The sequence below is a fragment of the Bowmanella sp. JS7-9 genome, assembly GCF_004329715.1.
GTDB classification, from domain to species: domain Bacteria; phylum Pseudomonadota; class Gammaproteobacteria; order Enterobacterales; family Alteromonadaceae; genus Pseudobowmanella; species Pseudobowmanella zhangzhouensis.
This window is the reverse complement of the sequence record NZ_JXSY01000029.1, coordinates 1-22,228: the sequence shown is the minus strand read 5'-3', so window position 1 is coordinate 22,228 and position 22,228 is coordinate 1. Positions and strand designations below refer to the sequence as shown.

Below are 22,228 nucleotides of genomic sequence, written 5' to 3'. Positions count from 1 at the left end.
AAGTTTCGTTTTTGTGTCACCCGCCTGAGTGGGTCAAGCGGGTTAATCGATGATTAATTCACCAATCACGCCGGCTGTGAGCGCGAAATCTCGCCAGTAACGCCGCGGTCATCATTATCAGTAAGCTGTAAATACTGCCACCACCGGAGCTTGAGCCGGGAGGCGGGGGCGTGGCTCTGGCCTGAATATTAATGCTGACGGTATCACTGCTTTGCACGCCAAACGGATCGGTAACGGTCAGTTGCAGGGTCGCAGTACCCGTAGTGTTGCCGAGGGTGACGCTGGTTTGTAGCGCACTCGGGTCGGCAATGGTCACTGCGGGGCCGTCCAACTGTTGCCACAGACTAGTGAGGCTGTCGTTATCGGCATCATTGCCGTTGCCGGATAATTGCAGTGTGCTGTTCTGATAGCCCTGTTGATTGGCACCCGCATCAGCGATGGGAGCCTGATTACTCTCATCATCGCGAATGCGGATCGTCAGTTCGGCGGGTTGCACCAGATTCAGCTCGTTGTCGGCACTTAGCCTAAGTACCAGTACTTCAGTCCCCTCGGCGATCGCGTCATCCAGCGTGGCTAGTGCGATGGTTTTATTGGCATTGTCGCCCGCTTGCCATTCCAGCGTACCGCTGAGTAATGGCATATCCTCACCCGCCACGCCGCTGTCGCTTTCCAACGTGTAGTTTACAAGCAGGATGTCGTCTTTGTTACGGGCTTTTTTTACGCTAACCGACTGGTCCGGCAGGCCTTCATACAAGGTAATTTGCGTTTGGGTGAATGCGGCCGCAGATGGCACTGGCACGCCGTCGATAGTGACTTGTTGCAGATTTTTGGCTGCTAATTGTGTGCCTTGGGGCGTGTTTAAGCGCACGAAAAAAGTTTCTTGCGGTTCTGTGATGCCGTCATTGTTGATGTTGACTGTAATGGTTTTATCGCTGCTGTCGCCGGCAGCCCAGCTGAGTTCGCCACTGCTGAAGGTCATGTCCGCGTCATCGGTCGCACCGTGCAGCACGTCGAATTTAACGCTGGCTGCACCGCTGGCATCGCCTTGCCTTTGCACTTGCAGGGTGATTTGCGCTCCCTCGTCGGCAATGATATTGGCGTCGCGAAACCCAACCTGACTTTGCTCTGTCAGGGTGTTATCACGCAGCACAAATAAGCCACGGTTGATGTCACTGATCAGAATCAATCCACTGGGCAGATAAGGGTAAACACCCCATGCACCATTGAAGTTATTGCTGGTGCGGGTTGGGAAGGTATCAAAAAAACCAGCCTCTAGCGGATTGCTGGGTTGACTGATATCCAGGATGGTCAGACCGCGCTCGTAGTTAGACATATAGTATTTGTTACCGCGCACGAAGCCATTGTGATCGATGGCGGCGGTAGGGCCCGTCCAGATGCCGGCCAGTTCCGGGTCTTGCAGATCACTGATATCAAAGATGCGCAGCGTGGTGTTCAAACCACGCCTGGATTCATCTAATTCATCGTGTACAAAGATGTAATGCTTGTCTTCACTCCACCAACCGCTGTGCACATACTCCGCCTGATTGTAAGTGGTGGAGGATAACTTACTGTGCGCCTCTGGCGCAGTCATATCCCATAAATTAAAGGTGCTTTCATTAAAGTCCAGTAACACTGAGCAGCCATTATCGTTGGCAGGACATTGCTGCGCACGGCTGTCGGTAATCAGCACGGAGCTCACGTCATGACTGTAATCATTGGCGGTCGTAGTGCCAGGCGTAAAACCAACTGTTGGTGCAGAGGGGGTAGCCAGTGAAAAGCTGTAATGGGCGCCACGAAATTGATTTGCCCCGGCGATGATCAATTGCGCAGGGTCGGGATTCAGCGGGCTGTTGGTGCTGTAGTCCACATTACTGATATAGACGTTGTGGGCGCTGGCAAAGTGGGTGTTGCGATCCACCAGTTCAATGGAATCCGGTAAGTTGTTTAAATCAATGGTGACCAGACCATCTGATGCACTGTCCGCAGTGACATAGGCATAGGCCATCCAGCGCAGTTGCTCGGCGTCGTAATACTGGTACACCTTTATATCCCGCCACACGGTATTATCTCCGCTGACTGAACCAACCACCACAGGATTATTGGGGTCTTGTAAACTCACTACGGAGGTACCGTTTCTCAGGCCGATTAAGGCGTATTCGATGCCGGTATTCAGATCCACATGCCCCCAAATATCATTGGCGGCGCTGGGAGAGCCGGCAAACGCCGATAACGGCAAGTGGGCAACCAGATCGACGTTGTCACAGGGATACTCTCCGGCCATGCCGCCTGAGCAGGTTGCCGATGTAATGGCGGACTGTTGTTTGCCTGCCAGTGTGGGCGCAACCTCGTGAGTGTATTGCTGGTCGCGAATGACGGTAAAACCGGCGCGGCTCAGCACGTCGGCAAATTCGGCGGGCACGCCAAGCAGGTAGGTAGGGTTGGTGACCGGATCCTGCTGACGATACTGATCCAGCTGGCTGTAACCGGCTTTGACTGGCACGGTGGTGCTAAGCAGGTCGGTCAGGGTGGTATCATCATTGAGTTGATAGCTGCCAGCGGCGAGTAAAATACTATCGCCTTTGTTCACTTGCGCCAGCGCGTAGGACAGCGTCGCACAGGGTCGGAATCGGTTACTGCAATCACCCTGATCTTTACCCTGGGGAGCCAAAAAACGCGCCTTATCATGCTCTGCGTGGGCAAACACGTCTTGACTGAACCCTTGTAAACATCCCAAGATGAGCGCCAGTGTGCTTAACCCTATCGTTTTTATCTGGTGTCCGGTTTGTTTCGTCATTGGCTTGGCCTGTTTATCCTGCTACTTACTTTGAGCGCCTGTGGGCCGGCGCCCTCTGGTCAATCTTTGTCCATCGAACTGAGATGGCAAGGTAAACCAATTGGTTGCGGTGGGCAATTGGACAACGGTTGGCAAGTGCAGGAACTGCGTTTTTATTTGTATCAGTTAACTGCCAGCGATGACTCTGGTGAGCACTCACTACACGTTAATCAACAAGCCGATAATGAGAGCAATGTGTCGGCTGAGGTAACCTTGGCAGAATTTTCCTGTCAAGCAGAGGCGTTGCGTGCCCCGCTGACTATCGCACCAGCGATACCAGAAGGAAGCGATCAGCTGTCGTTTGTCATTGGTGTGCCTTTTGAATTGAACCACCAGAATCCTCTGCAACAGCCTGCCCCGCTCAATCGTCCGGATATGTTCTGGTCATGGCAGGGCGGGCACAAATTTGTGCGACTGGAAATGGCCAGGGCAGATCAGCACTTTAGCTTTCATTTAGGTAGCACCGGGTGTGCGGCGGCCAGTAAAGTCAGAGCGCCGCAAACCGCCTGTGAAGAGCCCAATACGGTAGCGGTTTCCCTGCCATGGCAAGCTGGTAAACACATCGTATTGGATCTGGCGAAGCTACTCGGTGATGATCCCGACCAGAAGCAAAGCTGCACCTTCCATTTCGGTGAAGAACAAGCCTGTGCCAGTTTGCTGCAACACTTGCCACAGGCGTTTGAGGTTGTACCTTGAAGCGCTGGTTAGTATTGATTTGGGTGTGTTTGCTATGGGGCTGTGAGCGGCCTGCGCCCGAATACAGCTGGCAACTGCCGTACAATATGCCACCGCCACCGATTCCTGCGGATAACCCATTAACCCCAGCCAAAGTCGCGCTGGGGCGGCAATTGTTTTATGACCCGGGGCTATCGGCTAATGGTCTGCAAAGTTGCGGCAGTTGTCACCAACAAGCCTATGGCTTTAGCCAACCTGCGGTGCGCTCAGTTGGGAGTACGGGCGAACCACACCGGCGTAATCCGCTGGCACTGGTTAATGTGGCCTATAACACCGATTTTACCTGGGCGCACGATGGGCTTGGGTCGCTGGAAGCGCAGATTTTAATCCCCATGTTTGGCGAATCACCGCGGGAACTGAATATTAGTGCTGCCCCACAGCGGGTGCTTGAGCGCTTGCAGCATGGGCCATATCCCGCGCTCTTCGACGCGGCGTTTGGTGACAGTTCGGCCGATTTTGACCGGGTAAACCAGGCATTAGCGAGTTTTGTACGTACCCTCGTTTCATTTGACAGCCCGTTCGATCAATATGCCTACGGCCAGATAGATAGTGCGCTGTCAGAATCGCAAATTCGTGGCATGAACCTGTTTTATTCCGAGCGACTGGAGTGTTTTCATTGTCATGGCGGCTTTAATTTTTCGCAAAGCAGTGTACACGCCAATATGCAGGTCAATGTGCGCCGCTTCCACAATACCGGTTTGTATGATGTGGATGGCAAAGGTGCGTATCCTGATGACGACCCTGGCTTGATTGAGATATCTGGGCAGATGAAAGATATGGGGCGGTTTCGTGCACCCAGTCTGCGCAATGTGGCCGTGACTGCGCCGTACATGCATGATGGCAGCATTGCCACGCTGGAAGAGGTGATTGATTTTTATGACCGCGGTGGCAACAGCCATGGCGGACATAATATTTATCGCAGCCCGTTTATTCGCCCGTTGAATCTCAAAGAGCAGGAAAAGCAGGATTTGCTCGCCTTTTTACAAGGGTTGACGGACCACAGCTTTTTAACTAATCCGGCTTTCGCCGCCCCAGGAGAACATTAATGCGACTGATCTGGTTGTCACTAGGAATGACCGTAGCCACCACTATCGGGGTGAGCTTTTATCGCGCGTATGGATTGCCCGGCCAGGAAATCGCCAGTGCTGTGCCTGCCGAGCAAATTGAGGTAGCCGCGGTGAGTGAGCGTTTACAGCAAGCCATTCGCATACCTACTGTGTCGACGGGTAAAGCAGACCAGGCGTATCAGCCATTTGCTGATTTTCAGGCATTTTTACGCAGCAGTTTTCCTCGCGTATTTAGCACGCTGGATGTGCAGGTAGTGAACCAACACAGCTTGTTGCTGCGCTGGCCAGGCAGTGATTTGACGTTACAACCAGATATGTTGATTGCGCACCAGGATGTGGTGCCAGTGGGAGATTTGGCCAACTGGCAACATCCGCCATTTGCTGGCCATAACGATGGCGAGATGATTTGGGGGCGCGGCACGCTGGATGACAAATCCTCCCTGATGGCGATTCTGGAAGCGGCAGAACTCATGCTGGCGCAGGGCTTACAGCCAAAGCGTACCTTGTATTTTGGCTTCGGGCATGATGAGGAAGTAGGTGGCGCCAACGGTGCCGCGGCGATTGCCGAATTGATGCAAACGCAACAAATCCGTCCGCGTTTTATTCTCGACGAGGGCGGCATTATTGCCAAACCCGGTATGCTGCCTGGTTTGATCCAACCGGTGGCGATGCTGGGCATTGCGGAAAAAGGCTATTTGAATCTGCGCTTGACCACTCAGGCAGATGGCGGCCATTCCTCTTCGCCTGCTAGTGACACTGCCATCAGCCGCCTCACTGAGGTGCTACAGGCGTTGCACGATGAACCATTTGTGCAGCGGCTGGATTATCTGGATATGACCTTTTCGACGGCATCGGAGTCTATGGGTTTTCCAGAGCGGGTGTTGTTTTCCAATTTGTGGCTGTTTGGCAATATTTTAAAGCCGGTTATCAGTGGTTTGAAATCGGCCAATGCCATGACCCGCACTACGATGGTGCCCACCATTTTGGATGCCGGGTTCAAAGAAAATGTGATCCCCCGTCAGGCATCGGCGATTTTTAATTTCCGCTTGTTACCGGGCGATACCGATGAGTCGGTCATCGCGCACGTTAAACAGGTGGCCGGCGAGGATGTCTCGATCGAGATACTCGATTACAATCCGCCATCGCCGATGGGGAGTGCGGACAATGAAGCTTATGGCCTTATCCGCCAGGCCATTCAGCAAAGCTGGCAGCAGCAGGAGCCGTTAGTGGTGGCGCCGTATCTGATGTACGCCGGTACGGATCTGGCCAATTACTATGACGTGAGTGATAGTCAGTATCGCTTTATGTTTGTGCCACTGAATAATGAAGAGCTAGGCACGATGCACAATGTGAATGAACGCATTCGCATCAGTGACTACGTTGGCATGATTAATTTTTATTATCGCCTGATGCACCTAAGTGCGATGTAACCCTCTGAATTAATTGAGAATCCACTATGACCCAATCCCTCGCCGCCATCAGTTTGCTCGTGGACGATTATGATCGCGCAATTGAGTACTACACCAGCGTATTAGGTTTTACTCTGCTGGAAGACATCGCCATGGGCGCGGGCAAGCGTTGGGTGAAAGTCGCACCCGGCGGCGCGGGCTGTGCTTTTGTGCTGGCTAAAGCTAGTAACGACAGGCAACGCCAAACAATTGGCGGGCAGGGCGGTGGCCGTGTCTGGTTATTTCTGCAAACTGATGATTTCTGGGCAGATTATCAGCGCTATCAACAGCGCGGTGTAAGCTTTTTGGAAACGCCACGGGAAGAGCCTTATGCCACCGTGGTGGTGTTTGAAGATATTTTTGGCAATCGCTGGGATTTGCTGCAGCCCAAATAAAAAAGCCAGACTGGTGACTGGCTTTTCTCTAATGTACTAACAATACTCGCTACAGACCAAGCGGAATCTGCTGTTGATTGATCGTCAGGATGCTGTCCTTAATTGTCAGGTTACTGATCAGCTTCTCGTCTGTTTGCTCCAGCATTCCCTGAGCTACCAGCATCTGAATGCCACCATCAACTTGCTGTTGAATCACTGCTTGCTGCTGATCCTCATTCATGTCGGCAAACTGTGGGTTATCCGCCAGTTGCTGTCGCATCGCCACGCCACCTAAATAGTTTACCAGCGCAATATCCGCGCTGACCTTGCCATTGGCACTGACGTGCTGCAGCCAAAACGCCTGATCATTCAAAGGATCAGGCAGCACATCGACTCCAACAAGCTCGGCATTCAGGTGACCGTTAAACTCACCTGCTGGTAACACAAACGACAGTTCGTCGATGTTTAGGCTGGGTTGATGTTTCACCAAAGCGCCAAGGATGTCATTCAGATAATCCTGCGCCGGTTTGGGCAAATCATCCGGATCAGCCATATTCTGTATGTCTTCAAGCAGGCGCGCGTAACCGTCTAACACATCGTTATGCAGGTTACCCAGGCTCATAGTAAAGATGGCCTTGTTCATGCTGAATTCATTGGCCTGCACATTATTCAGCGCATAGGTAAACGCGACCCGATTAAGCTCGTCGCTGACTTTTTCGCTTAGCGTATTCAGGGTCAGTGACTCGATGCTGACCTGTTGGCCGTGAACTTCGCTGCTAAACCGAATGTTATGCAGGGCCACTTGTTGCGAGCCCTCTGCAAAGCTCAGCGTGAGCCCGTTTTGCCAGTTATTTTCCACATCCAGGTTGACGGTGATTTTATCCAGCGAAAAGATTCCTTGTTCGCTACTGACACTGATTAAGCCAGTGCCACCCTGGTAGTTGAGGGTTTTACCCAATGCGCCGCGGCCTTCGAAACCACCGAATTCGATAACCACGTCTTCTGCTTCGACGCTGAAACGCGGGATTACGTCATGCATATTGATGGTGCCACCCAGCGAGATATTACCCTCAGTGAGATAAAAGGGTTCGCCTTCGGCAAGTTGCACTTCCTCTGGCAGTTGGTCGCCATCCACACTGGCCCAGAATGATGCCCAGGCCAGCGGACCTTGTGCATTGAATAGCAGCGGTCCGTGTTCTGCGGCATATTCAACATCGAAACTCACCGGCTCATGGCCTGGCATATTTGCAAACATCTGACCGCCGAGGGTGATACGTATGGCACCTTGTGAGCTAAACCACAGGCGGTTATGACGCAATGATTCGGCCTGGTAACCCGGGGCTTTGTTGATATTGTCAATCAGCTGGTTGATGTCTTGCTCGATGGATTGACCAACGAAACGCGGGGTGATCAATAACGCTGCGGCCGTAAGTGCGGCGCCAGCGATAAGTCCTTTTTTCATAAAAATCCTGTTACTACGGGTTAAAAGCGCCGACATTGTTGCAGGCCAGCGGCTGAAAGTCACCGCTTATTGTTCAGCCAAAGCGGTGATCGGCGACGAACGGATTACTGTGTTTTTCTGCACCTATGGTGGTGGTTGGGCCGTGGCCGGGATACACCACGACGTCATCGCCAAGGGTAAATAGCTTGTTGCGAATTGAACTGATCAGTTGTTCGCTGTTGCCGCGCGGAAAATCAGTACGACCTATGGAGCCGGCAAATAAAACATCACCGACAATCAATTGTTTGCTGGCCGGGTCAAACAGCACGACATGGCCAGGCGTGTGGCCGGGGCAATGAATAACTTGCAGCGTAATCTCGCCCAATTGAATGTTGTCACCCTCCTCTAAATAGTGCTGCGGCGTAAAGGCGTGAGCGGGCGGAAAGCCAAACATCTGGCTCTGTTGCGGCAGCATCTGTAGCCAGAATTCATCATCTTTGTGTGGGCCGATAATCGGGCATTGATAAAATTCTGCCGCAGCGACTGTTGCACCGACGTGATCCAGATGGCCGTGGGTGAGAATAATTTGCGTGATGTTGACGCCTTTTGCATCAACCGCGGCGCGGATCTTATCCAGATCGCCACCGGGATCCACCAATGCACCAGTGGCACTTTTTTCATCCCAAATAAATGAGCAGTTTTGGGCAAATGGGGTAACAGGAATGACTTGAATCTTCATATTGCGCAGTTTGTTTTGATTTTTGTCCAGTGTATCACCTCAATCCCTGATAAACAGTGCGCTTGGCGAAATTGGCTAATTATAAAAACTCTGGTATCTTGTTGAAAAACTACAACTATAATTTTCCAGTTGCTTGGAGCGCACCATGTCGGACAAACCATTTCTGCTCAGTGGCAGAAACACCATTATCCACAAACAAAAAAAATACGATCTGATCATTATTAATGGTGATGTTGAACCTGTGTTGATGGTTAACCACCGTGGGATTAAGGAATTTACTGGCGAAGTACCTGCCAACAAGCGCGATGCACGCATGATGGACAGTGAACTGGTCGATTTATCCAGCTCAGATATTTTTGGTGAAGAAAAGATTCTGCTGTTTATTCAGACCATCAACGGTAAAGAATATAAAATTGACTACAGCAAGGTAGGGACAGACGCCTTTATCACTGTACACCAGGAAAGCATGCTGTAATCGTGCTGCAATACATATAAAAAAGCCGCTCAATTGAGCGGCTTTTTTGTAGCGAAAGAGGCTTAACCCGCTTTGGTCAGGCCTTGGTTAATGTCCATCACATCGCTTTCACTCAACGTGCCAGCAGCCAGTTTCAGGCTCAGCACGCTGGTAATGTAACCGTAACGGGCACGCGCCAGATTACGTTTTGCATCGTACAGGTTACGGGTGCTGTTCAGTACATCAACGATGGTACGGGTACCTACGTCAAAACCGGCTTCTGTTGCGTTCAGTGCGCTCTCGGCTGACACCACCGCCTGTTGCAGGGCCTTGATACGAGATACTGCAGCGGTTACATCGTAAAAGTTACTACGTACGTTGCGGATAACAGAACGATGAATACGTTCACGCTCTTCACTGCTGACAACAAAGTTATTTTGTGCCGTTTCTACCTGGGCGCTGGTGCCACCACCTGAGTACAGCGGAATGCTAACCGTCAGGCCGATAGACGCGGTATTGGAACGGTCTTCACCTGGGATGCTGGCTTTCGAGTTAGTCACACCGGCACTTAAGCCAACCGTTGGTAAGTGACCATCACGGGCCAGTTCAATATCCTGCTTGGCAATATCAACGGCGATTTTTGAGGTCAATAATTGCAGATTTTTCTCATCAGCCATTTTCAACCATTCATCCACCATGCCTGGTGTTAATGCGCCTGCACTGAAGCGGTTAGTATCCAGAACTTCAACCGCCGGATGATAGTTACCGGTAATTTCACGCAAAGCTTCTAAACGAATTTCCACCGCATTTTGCGCGCTGATTTCAGATGCAACGGCATTATCGTACAGGGCTTGCGCTTCATGCACGTCAGTCTTGGCGGTTAAACCGACCGCGAAACGCTGCTGGGTTTGCTCCAGCTGACGTTCGATGGCGCGCTTCTCTGCCTGGGCAAATTCCAGGTCGTCTTTCGCCTGTAACACACTGAAGTAGGTGCTGACCGTACGCACGATCAAATCTTGCATCGCCAGTCCGTAGCTGCTGTCGGCTTGAGTGGCGACCAATTCGGCACGATCCAGTCGGTCCCAGTAGCTGGCATTATAAATCGATTGGCTTAACCCCAGACGGGCATAGTTGTCACTGCCGCTGGCGTCCATGGCGTATTTTGTCGCGTTCAGAGTTAAATCCAGTTGCGGCAGCAATGCTGCGCGGCTGGTGCCAATAGCTGCGTAAGCTGCATCTTTGCTGGCTTTTGCTTTTAGAGTTGCCGGGTCATTTTGCAGAGCCTGCTGATAGACCTGATACAAATCATCTGCCAATGCCTGAGAGGCCACGCTAAAGCCAATCAGCAATGAGATAATCGATTTTTTCATGTTTGATCCTATTTCTAGTTGTTCTTGCAGCGATTGCTAGTGCACTGCTTGCCAGTGATATCACGCTATTTTCACATGATAAATACTATGAAAATCAAGCGCTAATAAACACTAATAAGACGTAACAGCGGTTTTCCAAGTGTAACAGAATGTGATTAGCCCTAATGTGCGGCAAAACAATATAAAAACAACCTTTTTCTTGATGGCTGCGTATAATTCGCCACTTAGCTATGCCGCTAACAGGCATTTCATCCCTATGTAGGACGCGAACGTGACAAAAAAGGTTTACCCGGTTCAACAATTTAATCAGCAGGATATCGAACTGTTAAGTACTGAACGGGTGTATCAGGGCTTTTTCAGGCTGGATAAACTGACCTTTCGTCATCGTCTGCACGACGGTGGCTGGAGTGGTGAGGTCAAACGCGAAATCTATCAGCGCAGTGATGCGGTCGCAGTACTGGCACTGGACGTCAAGCGCCGCGAGGTGGTGTTAATTGAGCAATTACGTATCGGTGGTACCAGTAGTCAGCATGGCCCCTGGCTGCTGGAATGTATCGCTGGCATGATCGAACCGGGTGAACAGGCAGAAGACGTGTGTCGACGCGAAGCCATGGAAGAAGCGGGGCTTAGCATCGGTCGTTTACATAAGGCGCTGAGTTATTTATCCAGCCCAGGGGGCACAACCGAGCGCTTACATATTTATATCGGTGAAGCCGATCTCAGTCATGCAGGCGGGGTTCACGGGCTGGATGAAGAAAATGAAGATATACTGGTACATCGCGTGCCGCTTGATACCGCCTTTGAATGGCTGGAAAGTGGCCGGATTGATAACGCCTCAACCGTCATCGCGTTGCAATGGCTGGCGTTAAACCAACAACAAATTATTGCTAACTGGTGTGATTGATTTGAGTGCTTTTCAGCGTAAATACGTACCCAACCTTAAACGTTTGCAGGCAACCTGTGACGTGAACTATGCCCATTTGCTGGCACTGTTGCCTGAGGTGGACGAAGATGCATTGGAGTTTTATTTCGATGATGGCAAGCGTTTGGCTTACCACATTCAGATTCTGGACGTCGCGCGTTTTACCACTACGTTACTGATCAGTCAGCAGCACAAAGGTTTGCCCTCTTACTTGCAACCAAGCATGCAGGTGCGTATGTATCACGATGTGCGCATGGCGGAAGTATTACAAAGCCAGCATATCAGTGCGATTAAGCCAAGTTACAGCTATCCGAATAAACGCATGCTGGCACGCAATGAAAAAGAGATGGTGAATCTGTTTCTGACAGAGTGGCTGCACTTCTGTCAGCAACATAGCGCCAGTTCTTCTGCTACCGACCATTAATGTCCACATTTACCTTACTGCAGCTGTCTGACTGTCATCTTCATGCTGATACCAACACTATTGGCTACCAGGACATTAATCCCTTTCAATCGCTGTGTGCGGTGTTCGACACTCTGCGCGACGTGAAGCCTGATGCCATTGTGATCAGTGGTGATATTTCCAATGATTACAGTCACCAGAGCTATCAGCATCTTCTGCGCCTGTTGGACACATTCTTTCCCGCTGTCACGTATCGGGTATTGCCGGGTAATCATGATGAACAACAGCAGATGCGTGCAGTCTATCCAGCGGAAAATTGCTGGGAAACTCCATTGCAACTGGGGAATTGGCATATCCATTGTCTGGATACGCAAACCGAGCAAGTGGCAGGTGCATTAGGTGCACTGCAGATTAATAGCTTGACCCAACGCCTGGCTGGGGCTGAACAGGCATTTCATCTGCTGGCGATGCATCACCCACCAATGAATATGCACAGTTGGATGGATGAGATTGGTTTGGAAAATCTCACTGAAGTGCAGGCGATACTGACGGGTTATCCGCAGATTCGTGCGGCTATCTGTGGGCATGTTCATACCGCGCGGGAAATGCAATTGGCCGATGTAGTGGTCATGAGCTGTCCATCGACCTGCTGGCAATGGGCGCATACCGCGGAATTTGGGCTCGCCAATGAAGCACCCGGTGCCCGCCTGTTAACCCTGTATCCAGACGGGCAGATTAGCAGCCGGGTGATTCGCGCCTGATAGTTAACTCTATGAATTAACGTTGAATAATGATGCGAGGGTCATATACCTCACATCCCTCGATTTCAATGTTATACAGGTAATCGCCATCTGCGGCGTCTTTTTCGACTTTGCAGGTCATGCTGCCATCTCTACTGTCTTTGCACTTTTTGAACGGCCAGCCACTACCGCTTTTCGCGGTCAGGGTAAAGTTGGTTCCATCGCTGCTTGCCCAACTAATGTGTTTATCCGGCTTGATACAGACACAGCCATCTTGCTTTTTACAGCTACTGGATGGGTCGCAATTTGAAGGATCGGCGGCGACCACATCGGACACACAACCCTCGGCAATATTAATGGTCAGAGATTGGTCGTGGTCTTTGGACTGAGCCAGCGGGCTGACGGCAAACAACGCCAGAACGGCAGCAATGGAAAATAAACGACGCAGAGTTGGAATTTGCATGTGAAGCTCCTTATTAAGACCAACACAGCATTATTTGGTCACTTGGGTGGGCAAAATTAATTGCTCAATGTTGGATGTAAACGCACTAAATTGCGGATCCTGTCGTAACGTCTCGGCTGGATAGCCCAGGCTAATGGCTTTTTGCAACATCGCCTGTACTTCGTTTGCCTGACCACAATGGCTGGCAATCAATGCCAGTTCGTAAAAAATATAGGGGTCGGCAGGAAATTTCGCCATGCGTGGCAGGGTAATTTCTCTAGCACTATCACATTGATCTAATTCAGCTAAATAACGTGCAGAGGCCACGTGCATATAATTATCGTTAGGGTTGACCACCAGGCTGTTGCGCGCCAGTTGTAGCGCCTCCTGATAGGCTAATCGGGCATTTTCCTGTTGGCCGTTGACGAATTTCAGACTGTCGGCCCAGTTGGCCACCAGTGACACATTTTCCGGGCGTAGTTCAATTGCATGACGATAAAGCGCAGCAGCGGTGACAAAATCATGTTCGTAAAACGCGACTGATGCCAGGTTGCTGTAAGTGGGCGCTGAGGGCTGAATAGCCAGCGCCTGTTGCCAGGCTTGCCGCGCATGGGGCATGTCATTGGCCATAAAGTAAGCCGCGCCGAGGTTATTGAACGCCATTTCACTGTCTGGCTGTAGCGTGGTTTGCAGTTCAAACTGCACCGCGGCATCTTTGTATTTGCCCTGCTCGAATAGAAAATTTCCGTACTGCTGGTAGTTGCGCCAAAAGCCGGGGTCTGTGGTGATGGCCTGATGGAAGAACTGTTCGGCTTTGCCGCTTTGTTGATTGAGTGCATACGCCTCTGCGAGTAGCGATAACGCTTCACTGTTGTCCTCGTCTGCAGCCAGCGCAATCTCCAGATGTTCGATAGCCGTAGCGTATTCCCCTTTTTGCCGGAACAGCGCACCGAGAGCAATTTCCGACTCCGCACGGCGGCGCTCATCCAGACCAATTTGCTGACAGTTTTGCATGGCCATTTCAAAGGTTTTGAGACTCTGGCTAATACGATATTCCTCGACCTGAGTGCGGCATAAGCCGGACAAGGCGAGCAGGAAGCGGTTATCCCGTTGCAATGCACTGGCAAATAAGCGCTCGGCTTGTTCCAGTTGGGCTAAATTGTGCGCATCGCGCAACAGTTGCTTGCCTTGCAGATAGAGATCAAATGCCTGGAAATCTTCGGTGGGTTTAAACTGACTGTCGTCCTGCTGGTTGCCACTGGCCAGAAAGGTCAGAGCGGCGCTGATTTGTCGGCTGAGCTTTTCGAACATCAACAATGGATTACCAGCCGCCACCGATACCTCGCCGCTCCATTCAGTGAAACCAGTCACGGTATTGGTTAATGTGGAGTGCACAATCAGCATATTCTCCACGCCATTGATAATCCCCTCCAGTACATACTCGGCTTTGGTGCGCTGTTGAATCAGCTGCAGGTCTGCATTTGCCGGGAGCGCCAGTACACTGCGCTCTGACACCAGATTAATGCCCTGAAATTGCGATAAAAAACTGATTAATTCACCGTTTAGCATGCCGGCTAAATCACTTTGGCTCACGTCGCCCATGGTTTTGAAGGGCAGTACCAAGACGGTATTGGGGATGACATCCTGACTGGCAAAGTCACGTTGTATGGCATTTCGCGGTTGTAGTGCCTGATCGTAAATCAGGTAACTCACCGACAGACACAACAAGCCCAGCAGGGCAATATAGGTCAGATCTGCCCGGGCACGCTGGACCAGTTCATTTCGGGCGCTGACATTGTTGGCTTTTTGCAAAAACTGACTTTTGAAGCGGAGTTCCGCCCACCAGGCATACAACAACACAAACGGAAATAGGGCAATCAGCACCAACAGTAGAATTTTATCGTGCCAGCCTTCGGCGTTAAATATCGGTAAGGTGACATTGGCGACCTGCATCAGTAGCCAGGAACCCACAATATAGGTGACACCGGCCTTAAACAGGCGCTTACGTCTCCATTGGCCCAGGGTTTTCTTTAACTGAGCATTGCTGCCAGCATGGTGTTCCTGTCGTTGGCCTAGCACGCTCACCGGCATGATGAGTCGGTAGCCACGCCGCGGCAGGGTCTGAATAAAGCGCGGCAGATCTTTGTCATCTTTTAACGCCTGACGGATCTCGCCGATGGCGTGGGTCAGTGCCGCCGAGTGCCCATCCCGATCCCCCCAGATAAATCCACAGATATGTTCACGACTGAGAATTTCGCCGGGATGACTGGCGAACAGTAACAGGACTTCCATGGATTTATTCGACAAATGATATTGTTGCCCGTCGCGCAATACGACGTGGTCGTGGGGGAACACTTCGATGTCGTCCAGGGCAAAACCTTTATGCAACTCGGGCGAGACCTGAATCCGATCGGCGGCCCGGCGATTTTGTCTGGTACCTTCAGTACTCACAATAACGGCACTGCCCGGCGGATGAGGTGGATTCAAAACAGTATGGATGATATTTTGTGCTTTGCTAATTCAGGTTGTTCTATCTGTTTGAAAATCTGACTTTTTTCACTTATTTCAGAAGTTATTTACCCTATGCCGCAACTCGTTGTTTATTGTCACGGCTTCCAAAGCTCACCACAATCGGCCAAAGCTCTGGCGACCCGCCAGTATTTTCAGCAACATCATCCAAAGGTGCGTTTAGCCACACCACAATTACCTTGCTACCCGGGCGAAGCACAAGCCTACCTGACCCGATTGCTGGCGCCTTATCAGGACTGGCAACTGGGCTTTATAGGCAGTTCGCTGGGCGGGTATTTGTCTACTTGGTTGCAGCAAACCTACGGTGGACGTGCGGTGCTGATCAATCCGGCCGTGAAACCCTATGCGTTGCTGAGCGAATACCAGATGGAATTAGTCCAGCCATATACGGGCGAAATTTTCCAACTTAACGAGCAGCACATCACTGAGCTAAAAGCACTGGATACCCCAACACTGAGCGCGCCGGAAAATTTGTGGACGCTTTTGCAAACCGGAGATGAAACACTGGATTACCGGGATGCGGAACAAAAATATCAGCACGCCAAATTGACCGTTGAACAGGGCGGTGATCACAGTTTTGTTGGCTTTGAACGGCATTTGCCGGCAATTGCAGATTTTTTACTGAAATAAGCGTCATTCGTGGGGCGGACGGTTGTGTCGCAGCCCCTTTTGGCGTAAAACAAGCCCATAGGTTTTGCCCCATCACAGCACAATTACAACGATAAATTATGTCCAATTATAACGCTGATGCTATTGAAGTCTTAAACGGCCTTGAGCCGGTCAAACGCCGTCCAGGCATGTACACTGACACTACCCGACCTAACCACTTAAGTCAGGAAGTTATTGATAACAGCGTGGATGAGGCGCTGGCGGGTCACGCGACCAATATCAAAGTGACGTTGTTTGAAGATCAGTCCATCGAGGTAATCGATGATGGACGGGGCATGCCGGTGGACATTCACCCGGAAGAAGGTATCCCGGGCGTTGAATTGATCATGACTAAACTGCACGCCGGCGGTAAGTTTTCCAATAAAAACTACCAGTTTTCCGGTGGTTTACACGGGGTGGGGATCTCGGTGGTCAATGCCCTGTCAAAACGGGTGGAGGTGACCATCCGTCGCGATGCAAACGTGTATCAGATGGCGTTTGAAAACGGCGATAAGGCCGAAGACCTGCAAATTATCGACACCTGTGGAAAACGTAACACCGGCACCCGCGTGCAATTCTGGCCAGATCCGCAGTATTTCGACTCTGCGAAATTCTCAGTCAGCAAATTATTGCACGTGCTGCGCGCCAAGGCGGTGTTGTGCCCGGGCCTGCGCATTCAGTTTGTAGACAAGGTCAACGGTACTAAGCAGGAATGGTATTTTGAAGATGGCCTGAAAGATTATTTGTTCCAGGCGGTGCAGGAATATACCTGTATCCCGGAAAAATCCCCGTTCACCGGCAGTTTTTCAGGTAATCACGAAGCGGCAGATTGGGCGGTGATGTGGTTGCCGGAAGGTGGTGAAATGGTGACGGAAAGTTACGTTAACCTTATTCCCACCGCGCAGGGTGGTACCCACGTCAATGGATTACGTCAGGGCTTATTAGAAGCCATGCGTGAATTCTGTGAGTTCAGAAACCTGATCCCCCGTGGCATCAAGCTAAGCCCGGAAGATATCTGGGATCGCTGTAGCTATGTGCTGTCGACCAAAATGCAGGATCCGCAATTTGCCGGGCAAACCAAAGAAAAACTGTCATCCCGTCAGGCGGCTGCATTTGTCTCCGGCGTGGTGAAAGATGCCTTTAGTTTATGGTTAAACGAACATACCGATGTGGCCGAAGCGCTGGCTGATATGTGTATCAGTAACGCTCAGCGTCGTATGCGACAAAGCAAAAAGGTTGAGCGTAAGAAGATTACTCAGGGTCCTGCTCTGCCGGGCAAACTGACCGATTGTTCTACTCAGGATACCAGCCGTTCTGAATTATTTTTGGTAGAAGGGGACTCGGCGGGGGGCTCTGCGAAGCAGGCGCGCGATCGTGAGTTTCAGGCCATCATGCCACTGCGCGGAAAGATTCTGAATAGTTGGGAAGTGGATTCTTCACAGGTACTCGGCTCTCAGGAAATTCACGATATTTCCGTGGCGCTGGGGATTGACCCGGATTCCACCGATATCTCTGGCTTGCGCTACGGCAAAGTATGTATTCTGGCCGATGCGGACTCGGATGGTTTGCACATTGCCACATTGCTGTGTGCATTGTTTGTGCGCCATTTCCGCACCCTGGTGGAAGCCGGTCACGTGTATGTAGCGATGCCACCGCTGTATCGTATCGATGTGGGCAAAGAAGTCTATTACGCGCTGGATGAGGACGAGAAACAGGGAATTCTGGATCGTATCGAGGCCGAGAATAAGCGCGGTAAAATTAACGTGCAGCGCTTTAAAGGTCTGGGTGAAATGAATCCGATCCAATTGCGTGAAACCACCATGGATCCCAACACCCGCCGTTTGGTACAGCTAACCATAGGTGACGAAGCCGCCACAATGGAAATGATGGATATGTTACTGTCGAAAAAGCGTGCCGGTGACCGCAAGGAGTGGTTGGAGCACAAAGGCAATATGGTTGAGTTGGGTTGATCCTGACGCATTACTAATAGCGAAAAAGCCCCGATTAATTCGGGGCTTTTTACATTTAGTTTTGACGGCCAAAATGGTTATTCTGCGCTCAGGTAGCGGCAGCTAAACATCATCAGAGTTTCATCAACGAGTTTGTTACGCTCAGGTAGTTTGGGGCAGACGTCATCGCACATCACCCGCGGCCAGAATAATGCTCCCTTTAACAGAGATCGTAATTGATCGGCAGCGTATTGCACGTCATCTGCGTTCAGTTTACCGTCGGCCTTGGCGGCTTTTAACCAGCGCTCCAGTACGGTCTCTTGCGCGTTCATTTTATCGAGCTCGCGACGCATAGCATCCGGGTGATAGAAGAAATGCCCCATGGCCACCCTTGCCAGCGCGATAAAATCATCGTCGCACAGCATATTCACTTCGGCTTCGATCAATTCGCGCAGTTGCACTCGTGGTGTAATGTTGGGGTCATAGCGCAGATCTGAGCGCAACATAAACTGTTGCCACATCTCGGCGAGAAGGCTAAGCACTAAATCTTCTTTAGTGGCGAAGTGATTATAAACGGTGCGTTTAGACACCCCAGCCAATTCGGCCAGTTTATCCATGCTGGTTGATTTTACCCCCTGTTCACGAAACGCCGTCATCGCGGCATTAAGGATGTCCTCGCGTTTCTGTTCGCTGCGGGTTTTCTTTGGATTGCTCATACATCGCCATAAGTTGTCAACCAACATATTTTTACACTGATCAGTTTACTTTTCAATAAATGACCTTAAACTACACCGTGTAGTTTACTTTTTGCTTTCAAAAAATAGCGATATCAGATTCGGCGCATGTAGTGCCAGCAACTACACTGGATTAACGCTCGTTGAGTAGAAAACTGTGATGAATGTATTTGAATTTCCTTTGAAAAAGTCAGTGCGAGCGGCGCTCGTATTGTTATCTGTTGCCACCCTGATGGCATGTCAACCGGCGTCGACTGAGAGTCAAACCGCTGCGCAACCGACTCTGGTTAAGCTGGCCACTGTGACCAATTTACAGGCCAGCAAACAATTTGAGTTTCCGTCTGAGGTGTCTGCGGTTAAAACCGTGGATGTGCGTTTCGAAGTGACAGGTCGCCTGATTGAAGAACATTTACGTGCGGGCACTCAGGTCAAAAAAGGCGATCTGCTGGCGCGCCTCGATCCCGAGCCGTTTGAGCGAAAAGTCAAAGAAGAACAAACCCGGGTGGCGCAGGCCGACCGTGAATTAGCACGGGTTAAGTCGTTAGTCAGTCAGGGCTTATTGCCCCAGTCCGCTTTGGACAGCGCACAAACCGCAGATGAGTTAGCCGTACTGGCATTGAGTAAGGCCCGTCAGGATTTAGATTACAGCCGTTTGCATGCCCCTTTTGATGGCCAGATTGCCGAGCGCCTGGTGGATAACGACAGTTACGTGCGCGCTGGCGATACCATTGCCCGTCTACAGGATAGATCGCAGATTTACTTCAATATTTATGTACCGGAACGCCTGTTTACCTTGCATGCGGGTAAGCAGCAGGTCACCGCGAAAGCGGCCATTCTGGCTCAGCCGGATACCTGGTTTGACGTGCAGTACGTGGAGCACGCAGCGCAGCCGGATCCGATTACCCAAACCTATAAAGTGGTGTTTGCGCTACCCGCAGAAAGTGGTTTCAGCGTGACCCCGGGTGCCCGTGCTGTGGTTAAAGTGAACGTCAATGATGGCCAGACGATGGCCAATAAAGTGGTGCCTTTCACCGCGTTGATGGCAGAAGGAGATGGCTTTGTGGTGTGGCGGTATGTACCGGCACGTAAACAGGTAGAAAAAGTACCGGTCAAGGTGCTAAGTATGCGTGACGGCATTGCCTTTGTTGAAGGCTCTTTAGCCGCAGATGAACAGGTTGTGGCCGCCGGGGTGAGTAAAATGCGTGACGATATCACCGTCATTCGGTTCGTCGCGGAGCGCTAAGTATGGATATCGCGAAGTACTCACTGCGCTTTCCCACCAATGTGTGGTTGATGGTGCTGATATTTATGCTCGGTGGTGTGATTGCCTTGTCGAAAATTGGCCGTCTGGAAGATCCGCCGTTTACCATTAAACAAGTCAAAGTGATTACTCAGTATCCCGGTGCCAGTGCTCATCAAGTGGAGCAGGAAGTGACCGAATTACTGGAAACCACGATTCAACAGATGTCGCAGTTGCGTAGGGTCACCTCTGTATCTGCGCCAGGTCGCTCAGATATAACCGTTGAAGTAGAGCGCAATTTCGATGGCAGCGAATTACCACAAATATGGGATGAGCTGCGTAAGCGCCTGCATGATGTGCAGGGTAATTTACCGCCAGGTACCCAGGCTCCTGTGGTGTATGACGATTTTGGTGAAGTGTTTGGTCTGTATTATGCCCTGACTGCGCCAGAATTTAGTGCCACAGAATTACGCCATTTTGCCAAGCAGATCCGTCGCGAGCTGCTGATGGTGGAAGGCGTAGCCAAAGTACAGGTCAGCGGTATTCGTCAGGAACAAATCACTGCCTATATCGATCCATATCGGCTCGCCAGCCTGGGGGTCAGCTTTCCACAAATTGCCCAGTTGTTCAGTGAGAACATCCGGCCGTTTAATGGCGGGCGGGTCGAAATTGATGGCAAGCAATTACGTGTACTGGTGGATGAGCCTTCGTCCCAGGTGGATGCGCTGGAAAATATCAGCATGGTGGTGCCGGGCACCAATCGCACCATTAAAGTCTCGGATGTAGCCACGTTAAAAGTAGAGCCTGCCGATATTCAGCCGGCCTACATGCGCCATCAGGGCAATGAGGCGGTAACGCTAGCGGTTTCCGCTCAATCAGGCGTCAACATTGTCGATGTTGGCCACAACGTGCGTGAAAAAATCGAGCAGGTGATCACGCAGTTGCCAGCCGGGATTTCGCTGGATGCGATTTATGATCAGGCCAGTATTGTCGATGAGTCAGTGGATGGATTTATCCAGAATCTGGTGATATCGGTGGCGGTGGTTGTCCTCACCCTGTGGGTGTTTATGGGCTGGCGCAGCGCCGTTGTGGTGGGAACCACCTTGCTGGTAACTGTGATGGGCACAGTATTGATTATGTGGCTGATGGAATTGCGTTTGCAGCGCATTTCGTTGGGCGCACTGGTAATTGCCATGGGCATGTTGGTGGATAACGCCATCGTCATTGCCGAAGGCATGATGATGCAGGTTAAGCGTGGAGAGCGCCCCCAGAGCGCGGCGAGTTTTATCGTCAAGCGTACGCAATGGCCGCTGCTGGGGGCCACCATTATCGGTATTGCGGCGTTCTCAGGGATTGGCCTGTCAGATGACGCGACCGGTGAATTCCTCTACTCGCTGTTTGCTGTGGTAATGATTTCACTGCTGCTCAGTTGGGTGCTGGCAATAACCCTGGTACCGATTCTGGGTAAATGGCTATATCGTCCGGATGACGGTGCCACAGGTGAAGAAATTGTGTCGCCATTTCAACACAAATTTATCGGTGTATTGCGCGGAATATTAAAAGTACGCTGGGTTGCCCTGGCTGGTTTGCTGATTGTCACCGTGATTGCCTATGGCAGTTTTGGCATGGTCAAACAGGGATTCTTTCCACCGTCTAATGCGCCTCTGTTTTACATCCATTATTGGGGACCGCAGGATACCGATATCCGCGCCACCGAGCAGGCCGTGCGCGAGCTTGAGCAAACTGTGCTCGGCAAGGACGGCGTGATTGCAGTGAGCAGCTTTATTGGTCGCGGTGCCGATCGATTTACCCTGACGTATGCGCCGCAACAAGCCAATGAAAGTTACGCGCTGATGCTGGTGCGGGTGACCGACAAGGCATTAATCGATGATTTGATTGCGGCACTGCGTACTGAACTGCCACAGCAGGATCAAAACGCTGAGTTTTATCTGCAACGTCTGCAATTTGGCCCGGGCGTGGGTGCCAAGATCGGTATCCGCTTCTCTGGCCCGGATGGTGAGGTACTGCGCCAGCTAGCGGCACAAGCGATGGATACGCTGCGCGCAGATGGCAAACTACAGGATATTCGGCATGACTGGCGTGAGCCGGGTCTGACCCTGAATACCGAGTTTGATGAAGTGGCCGCCGGTACGGCGGGGG

General features: G+C 51.2%; 19 protein-coding genes. 12 read left to right on the top strand and 7 right to left on the bottom strand.

Annotation, left to right across the window (positions count from 1 at the left end):
- Window positions 1-58: 58 nt before the first annotated feature.
- Window positions 59-2,794: a choice-of-anchor B family protein gene (locus TK45_RS15345; RefSeq protein WP_131259728.1), complete on the bottom strand. Its 2,736-nt coding sequence runs from the start codon at window positions 2,792-2,794 to the stop codon at window positions 59-61.
- Here TK45_RS15345 and TK45_RS15340 point away from each other — a divergent pair.
- Genes TK45_RS15340 through TK45_RS15325 form a run of 4 tightly spaced genes read left to right on the top strand, consistent with a single transcriptional unit; the run spans window position 2,783 to window position 6,478 of the window.
- Window positions 2,783-3,529, top strand: coding sequence for an MbnP family copper-binding protein (locus TK45_RS15340; protein WP_165490806.1), 747 nt, complete (start codon window positions 2,783-2,785; stop codon window positions 3,527-3,529). The genes TK45_RS15345 and TK45_RS15340 overlap by 12 nt on opposite strands.
- A complete protein-coding gene (locus TK45_RS15335; RefSeq protein ID WP_254426641.1) occupies window positions 3,526-4,614 on the top strand; it encodes a methanobactin export MATE transporter MbnM in 1,089 nt (362 codons plus the stop codon). The genes TK45_RS15340 and TK45_RS15335 overlap by 4 nt, the downstream gene beginning before the upstream one ends.
- Complete coding sequence (locus TK45_RS15330) at window positions 4,614-6,065, top strand: M20/M25/M40 family metallo-hydrolase (RefSeq protein WP_131259726.1); 1,452 nt, start codon at window positions 4,614-4,616, stop codon at window positions 6,063-6,065. The genes TK45_RS15335 and TK45_RS15330 overlap by 1 nt, the downstream gene beginning before the upstream one ends.
- A gap of 26 nt (window positions 6,066-6,091) precedes the next feature.
- Window positions 6,092-6,478 (top strand): VOC family protein, encoded by a 387-nt coding sequence (locus TK45_RS15325; RefSeq protein WP_131259725.1) that lies wholly within the window; start codon window positions 6,092-6,094, stop codon window positions 6,476-6,478.
- A 49-nt stretch (window positions 6,479-6,527) separates the two neighbouring features.
- Here the strand turns inward: TK45_RS15325 and TK45_RS15320 are convergent, their stop codons facing one another.
- Complete coding sequence (locus tag TK45_RS15320) at window positions 6,528-7,919, bottom strand: YdgA family protein (protein ID WP_165490805.1); 1,392 nt, start codon at window positions 7,917-7,919, stop codon at window positions 6,528-6,530.
- A gap of 73 nt (window positions 7,920-7,992) precedes the next feature.
- Window positions 7,993-8,637 (bottom strand): MBL fold metallo-hydrolase, encoded by a 645-nt coding sequence (locus TK45_RS15315; protein WP_131259723.1) that lies wholly within the window; start codon window positions 8,635-8,637, stop codon window positions 7,993-7,995.
- 145 nt (window positions 8,638-8,782) lie between these two features.
- Here TK45_RS15315 and TK45_RS15310 point away from each other — a divergent pair, with 145 nt between their 5' ends.
- Window positions 8,783-9,112, top strand: coding sequence for a hypothetical protein (locus TK45_RS15310; protein ID WP_131259722.1), 330 nt, complete (start codon window positions 8,783-8,785; stop codon window positions 9,110-9,112).
- A 62-nt stretch (window positions 9,113-9,174) separates the two neighbouring features.
- Here TK45_RS15310 and tolC read toward each other — a convergent pair whose 3' ends face one another.
- Window positions 9,175-10,461 carry an outer membrane channel protein TolC gene (gene tolC, locus TK45_RS15305; RefSeq protein ID WP_131259721.1) on the bottom strand — a complete coding sequence of 429 codons (1,287 nt, stop codon included), beginning with the start codon at window positions 10,459-10,461 and terminating at the stop codon, window positions 9,175-9,177.
- A 271-nt stretch (window positions 10,462-10,732) separates the two neighbouring features.
- Here tolC and nudF point away from each other — a divergent pair, with 271 nt between their 5' ends.
- The 3 genes from nudF to TK45_RS15290 are packed head-to-tail and all read left to right on the top strand — an operon-like array spanning window position 10,733 to window position 12,547.
- Window positions 10,733-11,365 carry an ADP-ribose diphosphatase gene (nudF, locus tag TK45_RS15300; RefSeq protein ID WP_131259720.1) on the top strand — a complete coding sequence of 211 codons (633 nt, stop codon included), beginning with the start codon at window positions 10,733-10,735 and terminating at the stop codon, window positions 11,363-11,365.
- Window position 11,366: 1 nt separating this feature from the next.
- The gene (locus tag TK45_RS15295; protein WP_371414286.1) at window positions 11,367-11,807 is read left to right on the top strand and encodes a DUF1249 domain-containing protein; all 441 of its coding nucleotides are present in this window, start codon (window positions 11,367-11,369) and stop codon (window positions 11,805-11,807) included.
- Complete coding sequence (locus TK45_RS15290) at window positions 11,807-12,547, top strand: metallophosphoesterase (RefSeq protein WP_131259719.1); 741 nt, start codon at window positions 11,807-11,809, stop codon at window positions 12,545-12,547. Before TK45_RS15295 ends, TK45_RS15290 begins: the two co-directional genes overlap by 1 nt.
- Before the next feature lie 16 nt (window positions 12,548-12,563).
- Here the strand turns inward: TK45_RS15290 and TK45_RS15285 are convergent, their stop codons facing one another.
- Window positions 12,564-12,989 (bottom strand): hypothetical protein, encoded by a 426-nt coding sequence (locus tag TK45_RS15285; RefSeq protein WP_131259718.1) that lies wholly within the window; start codon window positions 12,987-12,989, stop codon window positions 12,564-12,566.
- A gap of 30 nt (window positions 12,990-13,019) precedes the next feature.
- Window positions 13,020-15,419 carry a tetratricopeptide repeat protein gene (locus TK45_RS15280; protein WP_131259717.1) on the bottom strand — a complete coding sequence of 800 codons (2,400 nt, stop codon included), beginning with the start codon at window positions 15,417-15,419 and terminating at the stop codon, window positions 13,020-13,022.
- A gap of 132 nt (window positions 15,420-15,551) precedes the next feature.
- Here TK45_RS15280 and TK45_RS15275 point away from each other — a divergent pair, with 132 nt between their 5' ends.
- Together TK45_RS15275 and parE are read left to right on the top strand one after the other, a co-directional pair.
- Window positions 15,552-16,127 (top strand): YqiA/YcfP family alpha/beta fold hydrolase, encoded by a 576-nt coding sequence (locus tag TK45_RS15275; RefSeq protein WP_131259716.1) that lies wholly within the window; start codon window positions 15,552-15,554, stop codon window positions 16,125-16,127.
- 95 nt (window positions 16,128-16,222) lie between these two features.
- Complete coding sequence (gene parE / locus TK45_RS15270; protein WP_174719795.1) at window positions 16,223-18,115, top strand: DNA topoisomerase IV subunit B; 1,893 nt, start codon at window positions 16,223-16,225, stop codon at window positions 18,113-18,115.
- Window positions 18,116-18,192: 77 nt separating this feature from the next.
- On the opposite strand, the gene TK45_RS15265 is transcribed toward parE, so the two are convergent.
- A complete protein-coding gene (locus TK45_RS15265; protein WP_165490804.1) occupies window positions 18,193-18,810 on the bottom strand; it encodes a TetR/AcrR family transcriptional regulator in 618 nt (205 codons plus the stop codon).
- 178 nt (window positions 18,811-18,988) lie between these two features.
- Here TK45_RS15265 and TK45_RS15260 point away from each other — a divergent pair, with 178 nt between their 5' ends.
- Both TK45_RS15260 and TK45_RS15255 read left to right on the top strand, forming a co-directional pair.
- Entirely contained in the window at window positions 18,989-20,071 is a 1,083-nt protein-coding gene (locus TK45_RS15260) for an efflux RND transporter periplasmic adaptor subunit (RefSeq protein ID WP_254426643.1), read from the top strand.
- A gap of 2 nt (window positions 20,072-20,073) precedes the next feature.
- Window positions 20,074-22,228, top strand: a 2,155-nt coding sequence (locus TK45_RS15255) for an efflux RND transporter permease subunit (protein ID WP_131259712.1), incomplete at its 3' end; no start/stop codon positions are given.